Source organism: Bradyrhizobium roseum, assembly GCF_030413175.1.
Lineage (GTDB): Bacteria > Pseudomonadota > Alphaproteobacteria > Rhizobiales > Xanthobacteraceae > Bradyrhizobium > Bradyrhizobium roseum.
On the sequence record NZ_CP129212.1, the window covers coordinates 5,876,252 to 5,894,469 of the forward strand.

Sequence of the window (18,218 nt, forward strand, 5' to 3'; positions counted from 1 at the left end):
TTTCCTTCAAAGGCCCTTGATGAACCCGGCCTCGATCAGCAATCGATTGAACCTGCGGGCTTCGGCGCCGTCCTTGCAGGCGTAGAATACCCCCTTGCAGCGGAGCATGATGTTCTTTTGCTCCTCGAACGACGGGTCGAGCGGAATGCCGGCGGCTTCCTGGATCACCAGCGGCAGATAGGGTGCGTCGATCCGGTCCATGACGGCAGAGCTCTTCACGGGCTCGAAATTGATGGCGTCGATCGCGTAATAGGTGGTGAAGTAGCGCGGGTCATAAGTGTCGAACTTGCGGGCGACCCGGGCTTCATCGAGGCCGGGATCCAGCAGGTTCGACGAGAACTCCGGCTGATGGTCGCCATAGCGAACGATCAGGAACGGCTGCGCCGGGAACTTCTTTTTCAGGCTGGCAATGAAGCCCGCATAGTCGCCCGCGCTCAGGGTCTGGCGGCGCAGATATTCGTCGACCACCGGCGCGTTGCCCGGCTTGCGCCAGGTCGGCAGCAGCTCCGGGCGGAATTTGGTTTCCCAGGGGAAATGGTTGGCGGCGAGATAGACGAAGGTGAATAGCGGCGTATTGACCGGCTGTTCGGCGATCAGATCGACGGCCTTGCCGTAATAGAAGCTGTCAGGCTCGATGCCCTTGGCGCCGAGCGCACGCGCGTCGTAGAAGTGCTGGATGCCCGTGGAGGTCTGGAAGCCGCGCGCGCCCATGAAGGCGCCGTAGGCCGGATAGAGCGAAAGGGTGGTGTAGCCGCAGCGGCGCAGCGCCAGCGGCAATCCACGCTCGACCCGTCCCGAGGCGATGCGGGTGACGAAATAGGAGAAGCGGCCGAACGAGCGCGAGGACAGGCCGGCCAGCACGTTGTACTCGGCCATCCAGCTGGCGCCGCCGCTGCTTTCGGCCATGAACTTGCGCTCGCGGCCGTCGAACGACTTGAAGTGGCCGCCATAATCCGCCGGCACCTTGACGCCACTGGCCTGACGGATGTCGAAGCTCGACTCGTCATGGATCATGATGATGTGCGGGCGGCGCCCGGCGACATGACAGGAATCGACCAGCGGCATCTTCAGCCGCTCGGCGGTCACGGCCTCCGACTCCATGAAGCCGTAATTGGCGAAGTCGGACACCGCCGTCACGCCCGAACGGGCGAATTTGGAGAGATAGCCGTCGGCATAATAGCCGCGCCAGGCTTCGTCCGGCCAGGTGACGGAATAGCCGGCCAGCACGGCGAGACAGGCCAGCTTGCCGGCCAGCGCCGGCAGGCGGCGGATGCGGAACGGGTCGAGCCACCACAGCGCATACATCAGCGGCAGGATCACGATCGCCGCGCCAACCACATTCCAGCGCAAGTTCGGAAAGATCGTGAACAGGTAGGCCGCGGTGTCGCGGTCGATCACCATCAGGTCGACGAAGTTGGCGGTCATCTGCACGACGTCGTGCTTGAGCCGCGACAGCAGCACCAGCAGCACGACCAGCGTGAGCGACAGTGCGCCCGACAGCGCCGGGCGCCGCAGCAGCGCGATGAAGAAGAAGTTCAGGATGCCCCACGCCAGCGTGAAGCCTATGCGGCCGCCGAAATCGGCCTCGGTCTGCAACATGATCGCCAGCGCCGCCATGTGCGGTGCAGCAACGGCGGAAAGCCGCCAGAAGCCAATGGCGGCCAAACCGGCGACGAGAGTGGCAGCGGAGGGTCCTGGAGTTGGCGCGGGCGCCATGGGAGCTAACGCAACATGACCCGGCGCAATGCAAAGCCTTGACTGGCGATGACCAGGAGACGGACGACCCAGCCGGAAACTGTGTCGCGTCATAAAAACGTAGTTTAATCGTCATGAACGCGCAATGAATTTGCCCGAGGGCCGACACGGCAGGGTAAATTTGAGACTGACGATCCGGAGCGCGCGGCAGCCCGGCTTGGTCACCGTCATGCCCGCCTTGCAATGCCCTCGATGAATAGATCGATGATCGCTTCGGCCGTCTGCTCGACCTCCGGGCCTGCGACACCCCAGCGCGGAAAATGCCCGTCGATATTCATCCGGGCAAAGCCGTAGACCAGCGCCCGCCCGGCAATCTGGACCTGCTTCAGGTCGACCGGCCGGAGCTGACCTGCGGCGAAGGCTTCCGCCAATGTCCGCTCGGTCAGTTCGATCAGTTCGGCATTGTCGCGGCTGACGGCGTCCGCCCGGTCATGATCGAACAACCGGCGGCTGGAAATGATCTCGAAATGCGTCGGATTGCGCATCGACCAGCGCAGATAGGCCAGGCCCAGACAGCGAAAGCGCGCCAGCGGATCGCCGGCCGGCGTCCCGGCCAGCGCGGCTTCGATCTCGGCCCGGAAGCGCCGCTGCGCCTCCTCCGCCACCGCCTGCATCAGCGCGTCGCGGCTCGGGAAATGCCGGAACGGCGCGCCCGGCGAGACACCCGCGCGTCGGGCGGCCTCGCGGACGCTGACCGCCTCCGCCCCGCCCTCGCCGACCAGTTGCAGGGCGGCGTCGATCAGGACCCGGCGCAGGTCGCCGTGATGATAGGGTTTTGGCGAAACGGCCCGTGATGCAGGGCGGCGGGGCTTGGCAGCCGGGGATTTTGGGTCGGAGGATTTGGCGACAGGGCGCATTCTTTCTCCTACCATCACTGCATCGTGAATGTAAGCACCGATTACACGGATTGACCGCCCGGCACACGCGTATGTAACTGATGATTACATCACGATCCGCTTGATTGCGAGCGAAGCGAAGCAATCCATCTCACCGCGTCTAGAAAGAATGGATTGCTTCGCTTCGCTCGCAATGACGGTGCAATCAGGGGAGCACAACATGCCACCACGTCAAAACTGGTTCGATGGCTGGCGCCTGTTTGCCCTCCTCTCGCTCACCCTGCTCGGACTGAGCATCTGGATCGCCGGCATGCGGGGATTCGAGGTCGACGGCGTGCGGATGGTGATCCGCTTCACCGCGCGAACCTCGCTGATGCTGTTCTGCCTCGCCTTCGCGGCCGCCGCGCTGGCGCGGCTGTGGCCCAATGCGTTGACCCGTTGGCTGCGCCGCAATCGCCGCTATCTCGGCGTCAGCTTTGCCGCCTCGCACGCCATCCATCTCGCTGCCATTGCCGCCTTCGCCGTGATGGACCCGGCCGGCTACGCGGCGGCGACGTCGCTCACGTCCTACGTCTTCGGCGGCATCGGCTACGCCCTCATAACGGCGATGACCGTGACCTCGTTCGACCGCACGGCAACCGCGATCGGCGCGCGCGCCTGGCGCCGGCTGCATCTCGTCGGCGGCTATTACCTGCTGTTCCAGTTCATGGTGTCGTTCGGCAAGCGGATTCCCGACATGCCGCTCTACGCGCTGTTCCTGATCCCGCTGGTCGCCGTCTTCGCGCTGCGCATCATCGCGATGGCACCGCGCGCAGGCGACAGTTCCATGCGCCCGTCATTCCGGGGCTCGCGTAGCGAGAACCCGGAATCCATCTAACAGCAGATTACGTGGAGAGTTGGATTCCGGGTTCGCGCCAAGGGGCGCGCCCCGGAATGACGGAGAGTGGTAGCCATCGCTGCGAAGAACCTAGTCGCGGTCCACGAGATGATACTTCCGCCCCAGTTGACGCTGCACCGACATCACGGCGCGGTCGACGTCGCTGATCAGGCAGTCGCCGAGGATGACGTTGGGAATTTCCCAGTTCCGGCCCTCGCGAATGTTGGAAAGCCCTCGCACGGCCGGCACCGACGCCGTCGCGCATCCCGGCTGGCCGCGAAGCGCGTCGTCCGCGATCTGTGTCAGCTCCGTCTGGCTTTTTCCCGTCGTCACTGGCGGCCGAGGCCTTCGAGTTCTTTGGCGCGCGCTTCGGTCATGCTGCGCATGCATTCACCGGCGTCGAGCCGGGCGATGGTACCCTCGCCCATGCCGTAATACAGGCAGTTGGCATTGCGGTACTGGATCCACAGCCGCTGCGCCGTTCGCAGCTGCTCGCGCTGCGCCGGCTGGGCGTCCTGCACCGCCTTCTGGTAGGCGGTGTTCAACCGCGTGTCCCATTCCGCGGTCTTCGCCTTGAGGCATTCCACCATCTGGTACGTGTTGCCGTCGCAGGATGGTTCGCTATCGCTGCGGTCGCCGGCATGGACGGCGGACCCGAGCGCGAGGATGGCCAAAAGGCCCATGACCGCTCGCAGCATCATGCTCATCCCTGCGGCAAAAGCCCGAGGCGCTTGGCGATGATCTTGTCGAGGGTGCGCTTGGGCAGCACCGCCGCCATGAATTGCTGCATCGGATCCGGCACCAGGGTGTAGCGCACCTTGGGATTCGGCAGCGTCAATGCCGCGAACACCTTCTCGGCGATCGTCTCGGCCGGCAATCCGTTCGCACCGAGCGCCAGCATGACGGCGCGGATCTTCTGCAGCGCCGGAAGATAGGGCGAGTTCTTGTAGGGGGAAATGTCGACCTCCTCCGCTTTGCCCCAGATCGGCGTCTTCACCGCGCCCGGCGCGATAACGACGACATCGATTCCGAACAGCATCAGTTCACGGCGCAGGCTTTCCGACAGTCCCTCGAGCGCATGCTTGGAGGCGGAATAGGCCGACGTCATCGGGTTGCCGTTCTTGCCGGAGACCGAGGAGATCATGACGATCCGGCCCTTCGGCCCTTTCAGGGTCGGATCGGCGCCGAGCAGCGGCCCGAAGGCCTGGCTTGCGATGATCGGACCGATGAAGTTCACCTCCATCTGGCGACGGAATTCGTCGGCGGCGAGTTCGAGCACGGGGCCCGAGACCGCGATGCCGGCATTGTTGACCAGTCCGGCAAGCGTTTCGCCGGTCAGGGCGGCGCGGACCTCGCGCGCGGCAGCCAGCACGGCGGCCTCGTCCGTGACGTCAAAGATCAATGGCGTAAAGTTCGTCCCGAACTCGCCCTTGAGGCGGTCGGCGTCGGCCTGCTTGCGGACGCTGCCGAACACGCGGAAACCGCGGTCCAGCAACAATCTGGCGCTGGCCCAGCCGATGCCGGTGGACGCTCCCGTGATGACAACCGATCTCATGGCCCAAGCCCTTGTTAAGAGGATTAATGAAGTTCGTCGTGAAGGAATGCTTAAGCGTGCGGCCGCGCGGGCGTCCCCACCGGCGCGGCAAGTCTTCATGGCGTCTTGTCCGGCAAGTTGCCAATCACATTTACCCGGGAAGGTTCGGAGACGATAGCCACCGGACTGCAGCACCGAAAGCGGCGCCGCATGCCGGAAGGGGCACGACCTCGGCGATTTGTCGGGCGAAAGTGCAGCGTTTGCCGCCAATCGCGTTGGTAAATAATTCGCAACACCGCGCTTTCGATGCGCGCCCGGCCCGGGCGAACAAGCGGCCGCTGCGCCCCCACCGAGGCACTGCTCGTTTCAAGTGCAGCCGCGCTGTACTTCTACCAGCCTCGCGCCCTTAACGCGAGTGTAAGGCTCGGCTTGTCATTGTGCACGCCGACCCTTCAACAACGAACAAGACTGCCCACAATGGTGCAACAGCCGGCTCACTCGATCATCGCCGAACTCGAAGACGCCGTCCGAGGAGGCTCGTCTGCCAAGCGGGTGGAAACCCTGCGGCAGGTCACCGATCTCTTTCTCAATGACGGCGCGCGCCTCAGCGACGACCAGGTCAAGGTCTTCGACGACGTGCTTTGCCTCCTGATCGCGCGCGTCGAAACGCGGGCCAAGGCCGAGCTTTCGAAACGGCTGGCGCCGCTCGACTACGCGCCGTTCGAGGTGATCCAGCATCTGGCCTGGGACGACGAAATCGAGGTCGCCGGCAACGTGCTGGCCAATTCCAGCCGGCTCGGCACCGACGTGCTGGTCAAGATCGCCAGCAGCAAGGGGCAGGATCACCTGCTCGCCATTTCCGGCCGGCCCGACCTGCCGACCGCGGTAACCGATGTCATCGTCGATCGCGGCGAAGACAAGGTGATCCGAAAGCTCGCCAACAACGCCGGCGCCAGGTTTTCCGACCAGGGCTTTTCCACCATCGTCAACCGTGTCGGCCGGGACGACGAACTGGCGGAAATTATCGGCCTCCGCGCCGATTTTCCGGCCAAGTTCATGGCGGACCTGTTGCGCCGCGCCAAGGAAACAGTGCGCGCCCGGCTTCTGGCCATCGCACCGCCAGAGGTCCAGGAAGAGATCAAGCGTGTCCTCAACGAGATCGCCCGCGAGTCGCAACCCGCAGGCCGGAGTTTTGGTCTCGCCGAGGAAATCGTCAAACTGATGAAGGGTTTGAACGAGCTGGACGATGCGGCCGTGTACAATTTCGCCGAATCGAAGAAGTTCGACGAAGTCACCGTTGCGATCGCGGTGCTCAACGAGATGCCCATCGAAATGATGGCCCGCCTGATGGAAGGCCCCCGCGCCGACCTTCTCCTGATTCCCTGCCGATCGGCCCGCCTGAACTGGCCGACGGTGGAATCGATCCTGCGCAACCGCCCGGTCATGCCCTCGGTCAACGAGCAGACCCTGCAGATCGCCGAGCGCGACTACCGCAAGCTGTCGATGGAGACGGCGCAGCGCACCGTGCGGTTCTGGCAGTTGCACAACAAGATCGAGAAGTAGGGGCGCTGTCTTGCTGCTTTGACCGGTATGCGGCTGATCCGGCACATGAGATGCCGGAAAGCACTTGGACCAGCAGTCGGTGCGCTGCTGAGCGACTGCCCAACCGTTTCCCGAACGAGAATGAAGATGAAGCAACCGCGCTTCGACTCGGTAAACGCTCGCTTTTCTGTCGCTGAGGTAGCTCCTGAACGGCTTCGCGACAAGAATGTTTGCTGAGCGTCCGTTCTTTGTTTCGAAGCGGCTCGCCCCTTCGGCGCGGCGCACTGAAGAATGTGGTTGAGCCAACTATTCTTCAAGGAAACGGCGAGACCGCGGTTCGCGATCTCGCCGTAAGATGACGATCAAGACTTAAAATTTCGTGCTACGGCACGATCAGCCCGCCGGTGCCTTCATCCTTCGAGACGGCGCTTACGCGCCTTCTCAGGATGAGGCCGGCAGCCCCTCAGTTCTTGCTCTTGTCGACCAGCGCGCCCTTCTTGATCCAGGGCATCATGTCGCGCAGCTTGGCGCCGACTTCCTCGATCGGGTGCTCGGCGAGCTTGGCGCGCGTCGCCTTGAACGAGGTCTGATTGACCTTGTTCTCCAGCATCCAGTCGCGGGCGAACTTGCCGCCCTGGATGTCGGCGAGGACGCGCTTCATCTCGGCCTTGGTCTCCGCGGTGACGATGCGCGGGCCGGTGACGTATTCGCCGTACTCGGCGGTATTGGAGATCGAGTAGTTCATGTTGGCGATGCCGCCTTCATAGATCAGGTCGACGATCAGCTTCACCTCGTGCAGGCACTCGAAATAGGCCATCTCGGGGGCGTAGCCGGCTTCGACCAGCGTCTCGTAGCCGCCCTTGATCAGCTCGACCAGGCCGCCGCACAGCACCACCTGCTCGCCGAACAGGTCGGTCTCGCATTCTTCCTTGAACGAGGTCTCGATGATGCCGGCCCGGCCGCCGCCGATGGCGGAAGCGTAGCTGAGGCCGAGGTCATGGGCGTTGCCGGAAATGTCCTTGGAGATGGCGATCAGGCAGGGCACGCCGCCGCCGCGCTGGTATTCCGAGCGGACGGTATGGCCGGGGCCTTTCGGCGCGATCATCAGCACGTCGAGGTCGGCGCGCGGGTCGAGCAGGTTGAAATGGACGTTGAGGCCGTGGGCGAACACCAGCGCCGCGCCCTTCTTCATGTTGTCATGCAAGTGCTCGCGGTAGATGTCGCCCTGCAGTTCGTCGGGGGTGAGCATCATGACGAGGTCGGCCCATTTGGCGGCCTCGGCGACTTCCATCACCTTGAAACCGGCGGCTTCCGCCTTCGTGGCCGAGGCCGAGCCCTTGCGCAGCGCAATGGCGACGTCCTTGACGCCGGAATCCTTCAGGTTCAGCGCATGGGCGTGGCCCTGGCTGCCGTAGCCGACGATGACGACCTTCTTGCCCTTGATCAGGTTCAGGTCGGCGTCGCGATCGTAATAAACACGCATGGGTGGTTTCCTCAATCGATGGCCAAAACGGCCGGTTAATCAGGCATTTGGGGAATAGGACCGCCGGCCGCCCGCGAATTTCCGGCGTTGTCTAGAGCATTTTCCACGTCAAAGGAAACCCGTTTATGCATGGCGCACTGCAGCATCATGTGTCCATGAAGACCGGATAGAGCGAAGCCAGCAGCAATACCGCCATGACGATGTTGAAGGCCCGCACTGCCCGCCGGGAGGTCAGGACCGGCCGCAGCGCGGACCCGAACAGGGCCCAGGCGGTACAGGACAAAATTCCCAGAAGCAGGCTGAGGCCGACCTGGATCGCGATATTCCAGGGATAGGCGGCGATCGCCGTATAGGCGGTGATGGTGCCGATTACCATCACCCAGCCCTTGGCGTTGACCCACTGGAACATCGCCGCGCCCCAGAAGGTCATCGGGCGGCCGCGACTGTCCTCATCAGCCGACGGCGGCTCGGACATCGCGATATGGGCGGCGAGATAGACGAGGTAGGCCACGCCAGCATATTTCAGAATGGTCTGCAGCACCGGATAGGCGATGAAGATCGTACCCAGCCCGAGCCCGACCGCGCCGATCATGAAGGCGAAGCCGACCGTGATCCCCATGATGTGCGGGATGGTGGGGCGGAAGCCGTAGGTCAGCCCCGACGACAGCAGCATGATGTTGTTCGGCCCCGGCGTGAAGAACATCACCGTGGCGAACATGATGAAGGCGATCAGCAGCGAATGCGACATGGGGCGTCACGCGATCTTTGGCAGAACTTGTTTTTCTGAGAGCCGAGAACGCCTGGACAGGGGCTGGTGGAGATACCGCCGACGACCGTGATCACCGCACCAGCACGGCGATGCTGACATGGCCGGTTTCATTCTTGGCTCTCTTGTTTCCGGGCTCTGCGGATGTTCTTAGCTCTGTTGATCCGGCTTCGGTTTACGCAGGAGGTAGGTGCCGTGCAGCGGCGCGTGATAGTCGACCGATTGCAGCGTGAAGCCGACATCGGTCAGCATGCGCTCGATCACCCAGCCGAAGGTCGAGTATTCGTCGCGCATATGGGTCACCACGCCCTCGCGCTGGAAATCGTGGTTCTTGATGGCGAAATCGGCCCACTGTTCGACGTCGCGCTCGGTGCCGTCAGGCATGCTGACGAACACGATATCGCGCAAATAGAAATTGGCGCCAGGCTTCAGCGCCGCATAGATCCTTGCCAGCGCCACCGCCTTCCAGAAGTCAGGCAGATGATGCAGCGTGAATTCGCTGACGATCAGGTCGTAGGAATTCGGCTGGTAGGCGAAGCTCAGCATGCCCGCCGGCTGGGTGCGGATCGCCACCTTGCGGTCGCGCGCCTGGATCTTGGCGAGTGCCAGCATCGCCGGCGAAATGTCGATGGCGTCGACCTCGGCGCCCATCAGCGCCGCCTCGCAGGCCAGCACACCGTTGCCGCAACCGATATCAGCCAGCCGCCAACCCTTCTGTACGCCGAGCATGGTCAGCGCGGCGCGCGCGCGCTCGTCGCTGTCGTCATGCCGGTCGTAGATCGAGGCGACCGCGGAATCGAGCCCAAGCCGCCTCCTTTGCGTATAGTACCAGTCCCGCGCCAGCATGTTTCACATCCCCTCTGGCCCACGACCGATCGCGGCGACACCGGTGCGCGACACTTCGACAAGGCCGAGCGGGCGCATCAGGTCGATGAATTGACTGATTTTCGCGGAGTTGCCTGTGATCTCGAACACAAAACTCTCTGTCGTGGCGTCGATCACGCGGGCGCGGAACGCATCCGCGAGCCGCAGCGCCTCGACGCGGTGGTCGCCGCCGCCGCGCACCTTCACCATGGCGAGTTCCCTCTCGATCGAGCGGCCGGTGATCGTCATGTCGACGACGCGATAGACCGGCACCATGCGGTCGAGCTGGTGTTTGATCTGCTCGATTACCATCGGCGTTCCCGTGGTGACGATGGTGATGCGCGAGAGGTGTTTCTGGCTCTCGGTTTCCGAGACGGTGAGGCTGTCGATGTTGTAGCCGCGTCCCGAAAACAGGCCGATCACGCGCGCGAGCACGCCGGGCTCGTTCTGCACCAGGACCGAGAGCGTGTGCGTCTCGGTCGGTTCGTGGCGCTCTTCCAGGAAGTAGGCGGATGCCGGCTGGTTCATTGTCGTCCCCTTGAATGGCCTCGCGTCACGTCAGCGCCGGTTGGGCAGCCGCCGTGGCGTCCGTTCCGACCCATGTCCGGAACAGATCAAAATCGATATTGCCGCCGGAAAGAATCAAGCCGACGCGCTTGCCCGCCAGCTTTGCCTTCTCCTGCAGCGCCGCGGCCAGCGGCGCTGCGCCGGCGCCTTCGGCGAGGTTATGCGTGTCGGTCCAGTAGGCGCGTACGGCCGCGGCAACCTCGTCGTCCGTGACCTGCACGATTCGCGCGGCGCCCTTGCGAATGATCGCGAGCGCCTCGGGTACGGGAACGCGGGTGGCCATGCCGTCGGCCAGGGTGTTGCTGGTCTCCGTGGTCACGACCGTACCGGCGGCAAACGACAGCGCATAGGACGGCGCCTCGGTCGACTGCACGCCGACGATTTCGGTTTTGCGGCCGAGCAGGTCGCGCGCCATGATGCAGCCGCAGATGCCCGAGCCCTGCCCGATCGGCACATAGAGCACGTCGAGATCGGGCGCGGCGCGCAGCAATTCGAGCGCGTAGGTCGCGACGCCGCGCACGAGGTCCGGGTGAAACGACGTCACCATGTGCAGGCCGGCGAACTGGGCATGGCGCGCGGCTTCTTCGGCGGCCGCCTGAAAGTCCTCGCCGTGCTCGACCAGTTCGGCGCCGAACGCGCGCATGGCGCGGTTCTTCTCCACTGAATTGCCGCGCGGCACGTAAATCACGGCCGGAACGCCGTGGCGGCCGGCGGCGAAAGCAAGGCTCTGCCCGTGATTGCCGCGCGTGGCGGAAATGACCCCGGGCGTATTCGGCGCGTCGCGCTTCAGCCGGTCGAGATAAACCAGCCCTCCGCGCACCTTGAAGGCGCCGGTCGGCGTGTGGTTCTCGTGCTTGACCACGACGGACGTGCCGAGCCGCTGCGCCAGCAGCGGCCACGCATGCGCCGGCGTCGGCGGCACCGCCCGCCCCACAATTTCGTGTGCGCGTTCGAGTTCGGCGAGATCAAACACGTCTCTGTCCTCCCCCTCGTTCGTCGCCCCCACGCCCCTGCGCGTCATCCCCGCGCATGCGGGGATACAGTATTCCAGAGGCGCTTGAGCTCACTCGAACCGGCGCGGCGTACTGGATCGCCCGATCAAGTCGGGCGATGACGGCGGATTGTATGGCCCGCGTTCTCACACCAAGCCCCTCACACCAGCGCCTTGCCGCCGGCAAATGCGGCGGCGGTGGCCTCGTCCGTCGCTTCCGCCGGCAGCAGCATTTCGTTATGCGCCTTGCCCGACGGAATCATCGGGAAGCAGTTTTCCAGCGCGGCAACGCGGCAGTCGAACAGCACCGGACGCTTGACGCTGATCATTTCCTTGATCGCGCCATCGAGATCGGACGGCTTGAGGGCCTGCAGGCCGACGCAGCCGAAGGCATCCGCCAGCTTGACGAAGTCCGGCAGCGCTTCGGAGTAGGAATGCGACAGCCGGTTGCCGTGCAGCAGCTGCTGCCACTGCCGCACCATGCCCATGTACTGGTTGTTCAGGATGAAGATCTTGATCGGCAGTTCGTACTGAACCGCCGTCGACATCTCCTGCATCGTCATCTGCACCGAGGCGTCGCCCGCGATGTCGATCACGAGGCTGTCGGGATGGGCGACCTGCACGCCAAGCGCCGCCGGCAGGCCGTAACCCATGGTGCCGAGACCGCCCGAGGTCATCCAGCGGTGCGGCTCCTCGAAACCATAAAACTGCGCCGCCCACATCTGGTGCTGGCCGACCTCGGTCGTGATGTAGGTGTCGCGGCCGCGCGTCGCCTCGAACAGCCGCTCGATGGCGTATTGCGGCAGGATGATATCGTTGTTCTTCTTGTAGGCGAGCGAATTGCGCGCGCGCCATGTGGCGATTGCCTGCCACCATGCCTTGATGTCGGGCTTCCTGGCTTCCGCCTTGAACACCTGCAGCAGGTCGCCCATCACGTTGGCGGCGTCGCCGATAATCGGTACGTCGACGCGGATGTTCTTGTTGATCGAGGACGGATCGATGTCGATATGGATCTTCTTCGAGCCCGGCGAGAACGCGTCGACACGCCCGGTGATGCGGTCGTCGAAGCGCGCGCCGATGCATAGCATGACGTCGCAATCATGCATCGCCATGTTGGCCTCGTAGGTGCCGTGCATGCCCAGCATGCCGAGCCAGTTCTTGCCGCTCGCCGGATAGGCGCCGAGGCCCATCAGGGTCGAGGTGATCGGAAAGCCGGTGGCGTCGACCAGTTCGCGCAACAGTTTTGACGCTTCCGGTCCGGCATTGATGACGCCGCCGCCGGAATAGATCACCGGCCGCTTGGCGGACGCCAGCAGCGCCACGGCCTTGCGGATCTGCGTCGCGTCGCCCTTCACCCGCGGCGTGTAGGAGACGTGCACGTCGGACTTGCGCGGCGGATGATAGGTGCCGACCGCGAACTGCACGTCCTTCGGCACGTCGACGAGCACGGGTCCCGGACGGCCTGATGTCGCGACATAGAACGCCTCGTGCAGCACTTTTGCCAGATCGTTGACGTCGCGGACCAGCCAGTTGTGCTTGGTGCAGGGGCGCGTGATGCCGACGGTGTCGCATTCCTGGAACGCGTCGTTGCCGATCAGATGCGTCGGCACCTGCCCGGTGATGCAGACCAGCGGGATGGAATCCATCAGCGCGTCCGTCAGCGGCGTGACCATATTAGTGGCGCCGGGACCCGAGGTCACCAGGACGACACCGGGCTTGCCGGTCGAGCGCGCATAGCCTTCGGCGGCGTGGCCGGCGCCCTGCTCGTGCCGCACCAGGATGTGCTCGACCTCGCTCTGCTGGAAAATCTCGTCATAGATCGGAAGTACCGCGCCGCCGGGATATCCGAACAGATGCTGGACGCCATGATCGATGAGCGCGCGCACGATCATCGCAGCGCCGGTCATCTGGTTGGGATCGTGGCTCTTATCGGTCATTGGTCTGCTCCGGATGCGCTGACGACGCGGCTTTCTTCGGTTTCGGTCGTATGAAGGGAATAAAAAAAGGGCCCCAGAGGCCCCATGCACACCGCCCGGTTTTGGGATGGCCTCAGCCACCCCCGGCGGTGCGCCAAGGTACGATTACGATAAGAAGTTTGGTAATAATATTACGCATTTTGCGGCTCGAACTTCCCAAAGGTTGCGCGGTTATACCGCCCGATCCCCGGAAGTCAAGGGAAGGGCGCCTTTAGCGCGATTTTGACAGCTTAGCGGCGTTCCGGCCGTTCGGCGAGTGGGAATTTTGTGAACAGAGCCATGCGTGGATCGTGAACCACCTTCGGCTCACCCGCAAATCAGGCGTAGGTCGGAGCTAGATCATACCGGGACGCCAAGGCCTCGATCGGAAGATTCCATTCCCGGCTAATGGTGCGGATCATGTCCAAGGTGAGAGGGCGGACCCGATTCAATATTTCGGACGCGCGGTTGCGACCGATCAGAGCGGCCAACTCAGCTTGCGTGCGTCCCATGGATTCAATCGCAAAATGCAGAACGTCGACGGGATCGCCATGCTTTGTCACGAAGTGCTCGTCCTCATACGCCTTGATCAGCGTCGATAGAACCTCGAAACGATCGCCATCGGCGGTGCCCGGCGTGGGTTCAGCGTCGAAATAACGGGATATTTCGCGGATCGCCCAGTCATAATCCCGTTCATTGTGGAGAGGCCTTACATCCATCATCACACCGTCTCCGCGTCTATGCGGTCATACTCTTCATGCGTGCCGACAAACTTGATGAGTGCGGTTTTGAACTTGTAGGAAAAGTGCACGACGAGGCGATACTTGTTGCCGCCAATATCGAAGATCGCGCGGTTGTCTCCGAGAAAGTCCACGTTGTTTCCAAACGCCCTCTTGAGGTCCGCAGGCCCGCCCCACTCCCCTTTGGAAACGATCAGATACCAGGTGCTAAGCGGCATCTCCGCTTGAGGATATCGCCTCCAGAAGGTCTGAAGCGCCTTCCTAGCTATTACATTCATAACCATAGCATGGTTCCCACTACGGGATCAATCAGAAATTCCCACCATGGGAACAGATCAAACAACGAAAGCCCTCGCCGCCTCCGGAGCCACCCACTCGAATTCCGGCAATTGATGCCGAAACCAGGTGAACTGCCGCTTGGCGTAGTGACGGGTATCGGCGCGGCCGATTTCGGCGGCCTGTTCGCGCGTGATCTCGCCGCGGAGGTGGCGGATCAAAGCGGGCACGCCGTGCGCCTTCATCGCCGGCAGCAGCGGATCGAGCTTTCGCGCGGCAAGCCGCTCGACCTCTTCCAGCGCGCCGGCCGTCAGCATCGCGTCGAACCGTGCATCGATCCGCGCGTAAAGCTGGTCGCGCTCCGGCGCGAGAAACAGCGCGGTGAACGCGCCCGGCGGCAGCAGCGGCGGCAGCCCCTCGCGATGCCAGTCGGGCAGCGCACGGCCGGTGGCTTCGACGACTTCCAATGCACGGGCGATCCGGGTGCGGTCGCGCGGCTTCAGGCGTTCGGCCGAGACGGGGTCGTGCCGCGCCAGTTCGGCGTGCAGCGCCTCGACGCCGTCGCGTTCCAGCCGCGCGCGAACCGCGTCGCGGATCTCGGGCGGGACCGGCGGCACCGCGGACAGACCCCGCGTCAACGCCTTGAAGTAGAGGCCGGAACCGCCGGTGAAGATCGGCAGACGCTTCTCGGCGCGCGCCTCCGCCAGCACTTTTTCGGCGTCTGCCACCCAGGCGCCGGCCGAGAAATTCACCGATGCATCGACATGGCCATAGAGCCGGTGCGGCGCGCGCGCCTCCTCCTCCATTGTCGGCCGCGCCGTGAGGATGCGCAGATCGCGGTAGACCTGCATGGAATCGGTGTTGATGACGACCCCGCCGGCCCTTCGCGCCAGTCCGAGCGCCAGCGCCGACTTGCCGCTGGCGGTCGGCCCTGCGATAAGCACGGCCTTGCTCAAATCTAGCGAATTCGCCTGCATGTCCCTCGTCGCCACCCTCATCTGCAACCCGGCCAATCCGGCGCTCGACACCACCATCGTCGAAGGCGCGCTGGCCGTTCTCCCCTCGCCCGGAACGGCGCAATGGCTGTTCGACGAAGTGGCGGTCGACATTCCCTTCGACACCCAGGTCAAGAGCTCCGAAGACATCAAGGCGATCGAATCCCGCCTCCAGGCGGCGCGCGGCGACCTGCCGATCGACATCGTCGTGCAGCCTGCCGCGACGCGGCGCAAGAAGCTTTTTCTGGCGGACATGGATTCCACCATGATCGGCCAGGAATGCATCGACGAACTGGCGGACTTCGCCGGGCTGAAGGCGCATGTCGCCGGAATCACCGAACGCGCAATGCGCGGCGAAATCGAGTTCGAGCCCGCACTGCGCGAGCGCGTCGCGCTGTTGAAGGATTTGCCGGTCGGCGTGGTTGACGAGGTCCTGGCAAAACGCATTACGCCGACGCCGGGCGGCCGCGAGTTGGTGATGACCATGCGCGCCAACGGCGCCTACACCTGCCTGATCTCGGGCGGCTTCACGCTGTTCACCAACGCGGTTGCCGCCATGATCGGCTTCCAGGAAAACCGCGCCAACCGGCTCGGGATCGAGAACGGAAAATTGACCGGCCACGTCATCGAGCCGATCGTCGGCCGCGCCGCAAAACTTTCCACCCTGGTCGAGCTCACCGAAAGCTTCGACCTCGACGATATCGACACGCTGGTGACCGGCGACGGCGCCAACGACCTCGGCATGATCCAGGCGGCAGGCCTCGGCGTCGCCTATCACGCCAAGCCTGCGGTCGCGGCGGCAGCGGCGGCGCGGATCGACTACGGCGACCTTACGGCGTTGCTGTATGCGCAGGGATATCGGCGCGAGGAGTTTGTTGGGGGATAGCGCGTTACGTCGTCCCTGCGAACGCAGGGACCCATACCGCGTTGTGCTATCGGTAAAAGCAAGACGGTTGACGCCGTCCAAAACAATTGGCGCCGCGGCGTTTGGGTCCCTGCGTTCGCAGGGACGACACTGTCAATCGGAGCACCAGCAAAATCACTCGACGTCAGCGTCCTACTGCACGCTCAGCGCGACAAAACGCAATTCGCCCTCGCCGTTCGAGACCAGCAGCAGGACCGACTTCTTGCCGTCCTTCTTAAGCTGGTCGACACGCTTCTTGATATCGGCCGCGTTGGTGACGGCTTCCTGCGCCACCTCGACGATGACGTCGCCGGCGGAGAGCCTCTTCTCGGCGGCGTCGGAATTGCCGTCGACACCGGTGACGATCACGCCCTTGACGCTTTCCTTGATCTTGTACTTGGTGCGCAGATCCTTGCTCAGCGCGGCGAGATCGAGCCCGAGCGCCTTTTGCGTCACCGGCTTTTCGACCGGGTCTTCCTTGGTCTTGGCGGCGGCCTGCTGCACCTTTTCATTATCCTCGAGGCGGCCGAGCGTGACCTTGCGGCTTTCCTCCTTGCCCTTGCGGATGATCACCACGTCGACTTCCTTGCCGACCGCGGTGTCGGCGACGACGCGGGACAGATCCTTCGGGTCCTTGACGTCCTTGCCGTCGAACTTGACGACGACGTCGCCGGGCTCGATGCCGGCGGGCTTGGCCGGCCCCTTGTCGTCGACGCCGGCCACCAGCGCGCCGCGCGCGGGCTTGATGTTGAGGCTCTCGGCGATCTCGTCGGTGACCTGCTGGATTCGCACGCCGAGCCAGCCACGGCGCAACTCGCCGAACTGCTGGAGCTGATCGACCACGCGCGACACCGTCTTCGACGGCACCGCGAAGCCGAGGCCGATCGAACCGCCGGTCGGCGAGATGATCAGCGTGTTGACGCCGACCACTTCGCCTTCGAGGTTGAACAAAGGACCGCCGGAGTTGCCGCGATTGATGGAGGCGTCGGTCTGGATGTAGCTGTCGTACGGCCCCTGGCTGATATCGCGGTTGCGCGCCGAGACGATGCCGGCCGTGACCGAGCCGCCGAGGCTGAACGGGTTGCCAATTGCGATCACCCATTCGCCGAGCCGCAGCTTGTCGGAATCGCCGAACTTCACCGCGTTGACCGGCTTCACCGGCTTGAACTTCAAGACCGCGATGTCGGTCTTCTTGTCGACCCCGACCAGTTCGGCCTTGATCTTGGTGCCGTCGTTCATGATGATGTTGATCTCGTCGGCATCGGCGATGACGTGGTTGTTGGTGACGACGACGCCGGCGGCGTCGATGATAAAGCCGGAGCCGAGCGAATTGGTCTTGCGCGGCGGCTGCATCTCGCCGCTCTTCTCGCCGCCCTTGGGCGATCCACCCCCGCGGCGGTTCTTGAAGAAGTCGTCGAAGAACTCCTCGAACGGCGAGCCCGGCGGCAATTGCGGTACCGCCTCCCTGCCGCCGCCCTTGGCCTCCACGCTCTGCGATGTCGAGATGTTGACGACGGAATCGATCACCTTCTCGGCGATATCGGCGATGCCGTCAGGCCCTCGCGCGCCGGCCGGCGCCGCGGCCATCAAGCTGGCGGCCGTGAGCGAGATCGCAATCCCCATCAGGCGCAGGCGGCGGCTCAAGGCGGGTCTGGCACCTGTCATGTCGGCTTGTCTCCAAAAGGGGTCAGATGAGGCCCCACACTGCGCCCGAACGGGTCCGGGGCGCAAGCATCCGTGCCGGATATTCCGGCGAAAAACCGGCGCCGGGCGGCTCACGATTGCGTTGATGCCACAGCTACTTGCGGTGGATATTCAACAATATGGGGCGCATCGAAGATGTGGGCCGCAACGACGGTGGCGGAAACTACCGGCGCACCACCCATATCAGCACCAGACCCACGACCGCCGAGACGATGCCGACGATCCGCAGGATGTTGTCCGGAGTTGCCAGTGCGCTCTTCATGGCCCGGCGCATCCAGGCCGGGCTGGCGGCGAACATCAGGCCTTCGAGCACAAAGAGGATGCCTACACCGATGAGGAAGTCGGTGAACGCTATGGACCTCATCGGATGACCATCCCCCGCTATTCAAGCGTTTTTTGCTTTTTATGCCGGCGAAGCGGAGTCCCGCT

19 protein-coding genes are annotated in these 18,218 nt (G+C 63.8%); 3 read left to right on the plus strand and 16 right to left on the minus strand.

The genetic code is table 11. The annotated features are described in order from the left end of the window. Positions 1 to 6: 6 nt before the first annotated feature. Together QUH67_RS27785 and QUH67_RS27790 are read right to left on the minus strand one after the other, a co-directional pair. Positions 7 to 1,716, minus strand: coding sequence for a sulfatase-like hydrolase/transferase (locus QUH67_RS27785; RefSeq protein WP_300942640.1), 1,710 nt, complete (start codon positions 1,714 to 1,716; stop codon positions 7 to 9). Positions 1,717 to 1,922: 206 nt separating this feature from the next. Then, positions 1,923 to 2,612, minus strand: a complete 690-nt coding sequence (locus QUH67_RS27790; protein ID WP_300942641.1) for a TetR/AcrR family transcriptional regulator — start codon at positions 2,610 to 2,612, stop codon at positions 1,923 to 1,925. Positions 2,613 to 2,811: 199 nt separating this feature from the next. On the opposite strand from QUH67_RS27790, the gene QUH67_RS27795 reads away from it, so the two are divergent. Further along, the gene (locus QUH67_RS27795) at positions 2,812 to 3,468 is read left to right on the plus strand and encodes a hypothetical protein (protein ID WP_300942642.1); all 657 of its coding nucleotides are present in this window, start codon (positions 2,812 to 2,814) and stop codon (positions 3,466 to 3,468) included. 90 nt (positions 3,469 to 3,558) lie between these two features. Here the strand turns inward: QUH67_RS27795 and QUH67_RS27800 are convergent, their stop codons facing one another. Genes QUH67_RS27800 through QUH67_RS27810 form a run of 3 tightly spaced genes read right to left on the minus strand, consistent with a single transcriptional unit; the run spans position 3,559 to position 5,023 of the window. Continuing rightward, complete coding sequence (locus QUH67_RS27800) at positions 3,559 to 3,801, minus strand: hypothetical protein (RefSeq protein WP_320416103.1); 243 nt, start codon at positions 3,799 to 3,801, stop codon at positions 3,559 to 3,561. After that, the gene (locus QUH67_RS27805) at positions 3,798 to 4,169 is read right to left on the minus strand and encodes a lysozyme inhibitor LprI family protein (protein WP_300942645.1); all 372 of its coding nucleotides are present in this window, start codon (positions 4,167 to 4,169) and stop codon (positions 3,798 to 3,800) included. Before QUH67_RS27805 ends, QUH67_RS27800 begins: the two co-directional genes overlap by 4 nt. 2 nt (positions 4,170 to 4,171) lie before the next feature. Further along, positions 4,172 to 5,023 (minus strand): SDR family oxidoreductase, encoded by an 852-nt coding sequence (locus QUH67_RS27810; RefSeq protein ID WP_300942646.1) that lies wholly within the window; start codon positions 5,021 to 5,023, stop codon positions 4,172 to 4,174. Between the two features lie 456 nt (positions 5,024 to 5,479). Between QUH67_RS27810 and QUH67_RS27815 the strand changes: the two genes are divergently transcribed. Next, the gene (locus QUH67_RS27815) at positions 5,480 to 6,565 is read left to right on the plus strand and encodes a DUF2336 domain-containing protein (RefSeq protein WP_300942647.1); all 1,086 of its coding nucleotides are present in this window, start codon (positions 5,480 to 5,482) and stop codon (positions 6,563 to 6,565) included. A gap of 442 nt (positions 6,566 to 7,007) precedes the next feature. Here the strand turns inward: QUH67_RS27815 and ilvC are convergent, their stop codons facing one another. The 9 genes from ilvC to miaA form a co-directional block, all read right to left on the minus strand. After that, on the minus strand, positions 7,008 to 8,027 hold the full coding sequence (gene ilvC / locus QUH67_RS27820) for a ketol-acid reductoisomerase (protein ID WP_300942648.1): 1,020 nt from the start codon (positions 8,025 to 8,027) through the stop codon (positions 7,008 to 7,010). Between the two features lie 145 nt (positions 8,028 to 8,172). Continuing rightward, entirely contained in the window at positions 8,173 to 8,775 is a 603-nt protein-coding gene (locus QUH67_RS27825) for a LysE family translocator (protein WP_300942650.1), read from the minus strand. Between the two features lie 168 nt (positions 8,776 to 8,943). Further along, entirely contained in the window at positions 8,944 to 9,639 is a 696-nt protein-coding gene (locus QUH67_RS27830) for a class I SAM-dependent methyltransferase (protein ID WP_300942651.1), read from the minus strand. Positions 9,640 to 9,642: 3 nt separating this feature from the next. Further along, a complete protein-coding gene (gene ilvN, locus QUH67_RS27835) occupies positions 9,643 to 10,185 on the minus strand; it encodes an acetolactate synthase small subunit (protein WP_300942653.1) in 543 nt (180 codons plus the stop codon). A gap of 25 nt (positions 10,186 to 10,210) precedes the next feature. Next, complete coding sequence (locus tag QUH67_RS27840) at positions 10,211 to 11,197, minus strand: threonine dehydratase (protein ID WP_300942655.1); 987 nt, start codon at positions 11,195 to 11,197, stop codon at positions 10,211 to 10,213. A gap of 179 nt (positions 11,198 to 11,376) precedes the next feature. After that, positions 11,377 to 13,152 (minus strand): acetolactate synthase 3 large subunit, encoded by a 1,776-nt coding sequence (locus QUH67_RS27845; RefSeq protein ID WP_300942657.1) that lies wholly within the window; start codon positions 13,150 to 13,152, stop codon positions 11,377 to 11,379. A 356-nt stretch (positions 13,153 to 13,508) separates the two neighbouring features. Beyond that, positions 13,509 to 13,892 carry a helix-turn-helix domain-containing protein gene (locus QUH67_RS27850; RefSeq protein ID WP_300942658.1) on the minus strand — a complete coding sequence of 128 codons (384 nt, stop codon included), beginning with the start codon at positions 13,890 to 13,892 and terminating at the stop codon, positions 13,509 to 13,511. Beyond that, entirely contained in the window at positions 13,892 to 14,194 is a 303-nt protein-coding gene (locus QUH67_RS27855; protein WP_407080362.1) for a type II toxin-antitoxin system HigB family toxin, read from the minus strand. The genes QUH67_RS27850 and QUH67_RS27855 overlap by 1 nt, the downstream gene beginning before the upstream one ends. 51 nt (positions 14,195 to 14,245) lie before the next feature. Further along, positions 14,246 to 15,163: a tRNA (adenosine(37)-N6)-dimethylallyltransferase MiaA gene (miaA, locus tag QUH67_RS27860; RefSeq protein ID WP_300942659.1), complete on the minus strand. Its 918-nt coding sequence runs from the start codon at positions 15,161 to 15,163 to the stop codon at positions 14,246 to 14,248. On the opposite strand from miaA, the gene serB reads away from it, so the two are divergent. After that, complete coding sequence (gene serB / locus QUH67_RS27865; protein WP_300942661.1) at positions 15,162 to 16,067, plus strand: phosphoserine phosphatase SerB; 906 nt, start codon at positions 15,162 to 15,164, stop codon at positions 16,065 to 16,067. The two genes, miaA and serB, sit on opposite strands and share 2 nt — an antisense overlap. 171 nt (positions 16,068 to 16,238) lie before the next feature. Here the strand turns inward: serB and QUH67_RS27870 are convergent, their stop codons facing one another. Together QUH67_RS27870 and QUH67_RS27875 are read right to left on the minus strand one after the other, a co-directional pair. Next, positions 16,239 to 17,750: a Do family serine endopeptidase gene (locus QUH67_RS27870; RefSeq protein WP_300942663.1), complete on the minus strand. Its 1,512-nt coding sequence runs from the start codon at positions 17,748 to 17,750 to the stop codon at positions 16,239 to 16,241. 202 nt (positions 17,751 to 17,952) lie between these two features. Next, the gene (locus tag QUH67_RS27875; RefSeq protein WP_300942664.1) at positions 17,953 to 18,153 is read right to left on the minus strand and encodes a DUF2065 domain-containing protein; all 201 of its coding nucleotides are present in this window, start codon (positions 18,151 to 18,153) and stop codon (positions 17,953 to 17,955) included. Between the last annotated feature and the right edge of the window lie 65 nt (positions 18,154 to 18,218).

Coding starts and splice junctions, on each gene's coding strand:
- QUH67_RS27785 (WP_300942640.1), bottom strand. CDS start 1,716: ATGGCGCCCGCGCCAACTCCAGGACCCTCCGCTGCCACTCTCGTCGCC.
- QUH67_RS27790 (WP_300942641.1), bottom strand. CDS start 2,612: ATGCGCCCTGTCGCCAAATCCTCCGACCCAAAATCCCCGGCTGCCAAG.
- QUH67_RS27795 (WP_300942642.1), top strand. CDS start 2,812: ATGCCACCACGTCAAAACTGGTTCGATGGCTGGCGCCTGTTTGCCCTC.
- QUH67_RS27805 (WP_300942645.1), bottom strand. CDS start 4,169: ATGATGCTGCGAGCGGTCATGGGCCTTTTGGCCATCCTCGCGCTCGGG.
- QUH67_RS27810 (WP_300942646.1), bottom strand. CDS start 5,023: ATGAGATCGGTTGTCATCACGGGAGCGTCCACCGGCATCGGCTGGGCC.
- QUH67_RS27815 (WP_300942647.1), top strand. CDS start 5,480: ATGGTGCAACAGCCGGCTCACTCGATCATCGCCGAACTCGAAGACGCC.
- ilvC (WP_300942648.1), bottom strand. CDS start 8,027: ATGCGTGTTTATTACGATCGCGACGCCGACCTGAACCTGATCAAGGGC.
- QUH67_RS27825 (WP_300942650.1), bottom strand. CDS start 8,775: ATGTCGCATTCGCTGCTGATCGCCTTCATCATGTTCGCCACGGTGATG.
- QUH67_RS27830 (WP_300942651.1), bottom strand. CDS start 9,639: ATGCTGGCGCGGGACTGGTACTATACGCAAAGGAGGCGGCTTGGGCTC.
- ilvN (WP_300942653.1), bottom strand. CDS start 10,185: ATGAACCAGCCGGCATCCGCCTACTTCCTGGAAGAGCGCCACGAACCG.
- QUH67_RS27845 (WP_300942657.1), bottom strand. CDS start 13,152: ATGACCGATAAGAGCCACGATCCCAACCAGATGACCGGCGCTGCGATG.
- QUH67_RS27850 (WP_300942658.1), bottom strand. CDS start 13,892: ATGATGGATGTAAGGCCTCTCCACAATGAACGGGATTATGACTGGGCG.
- QUH67_RS27855 (WP_407080362.1), bottom strand. CDS start 14,194: ATGGTTATGAATGTAATAGCTAGGAAGGCGCTTCAGACCTTCTGGAGG.
- serB (WP_300942661.1), top strand. CDS start 15,162: ATGTCCCTCGTCGCCACCCTCATCTGCAACCCGGCCAATCCGGCGCTC.
- miaA (WP_300942659.1), bottom strand. CDS start 15,163: ATGCAGGCGAATTCGCTAGATTTGAGCAAGGCCGTGCTTATCGCAGGG.
- QUH67_RS27870 (WP_300942663.1), bottom strand. CDS start 17,750: ATGACAGGTGCCAGACCCGCCTTGAGCCGCCGCCTGCGCCTGATGGGG.
- QUH67_RS27875 (WP_300942664.1), bottom strand. CDS start 18,153: ATGAGGTCCATAGCGTTCACCGACTTCCTCATCGGTGTAGGCATCCTC.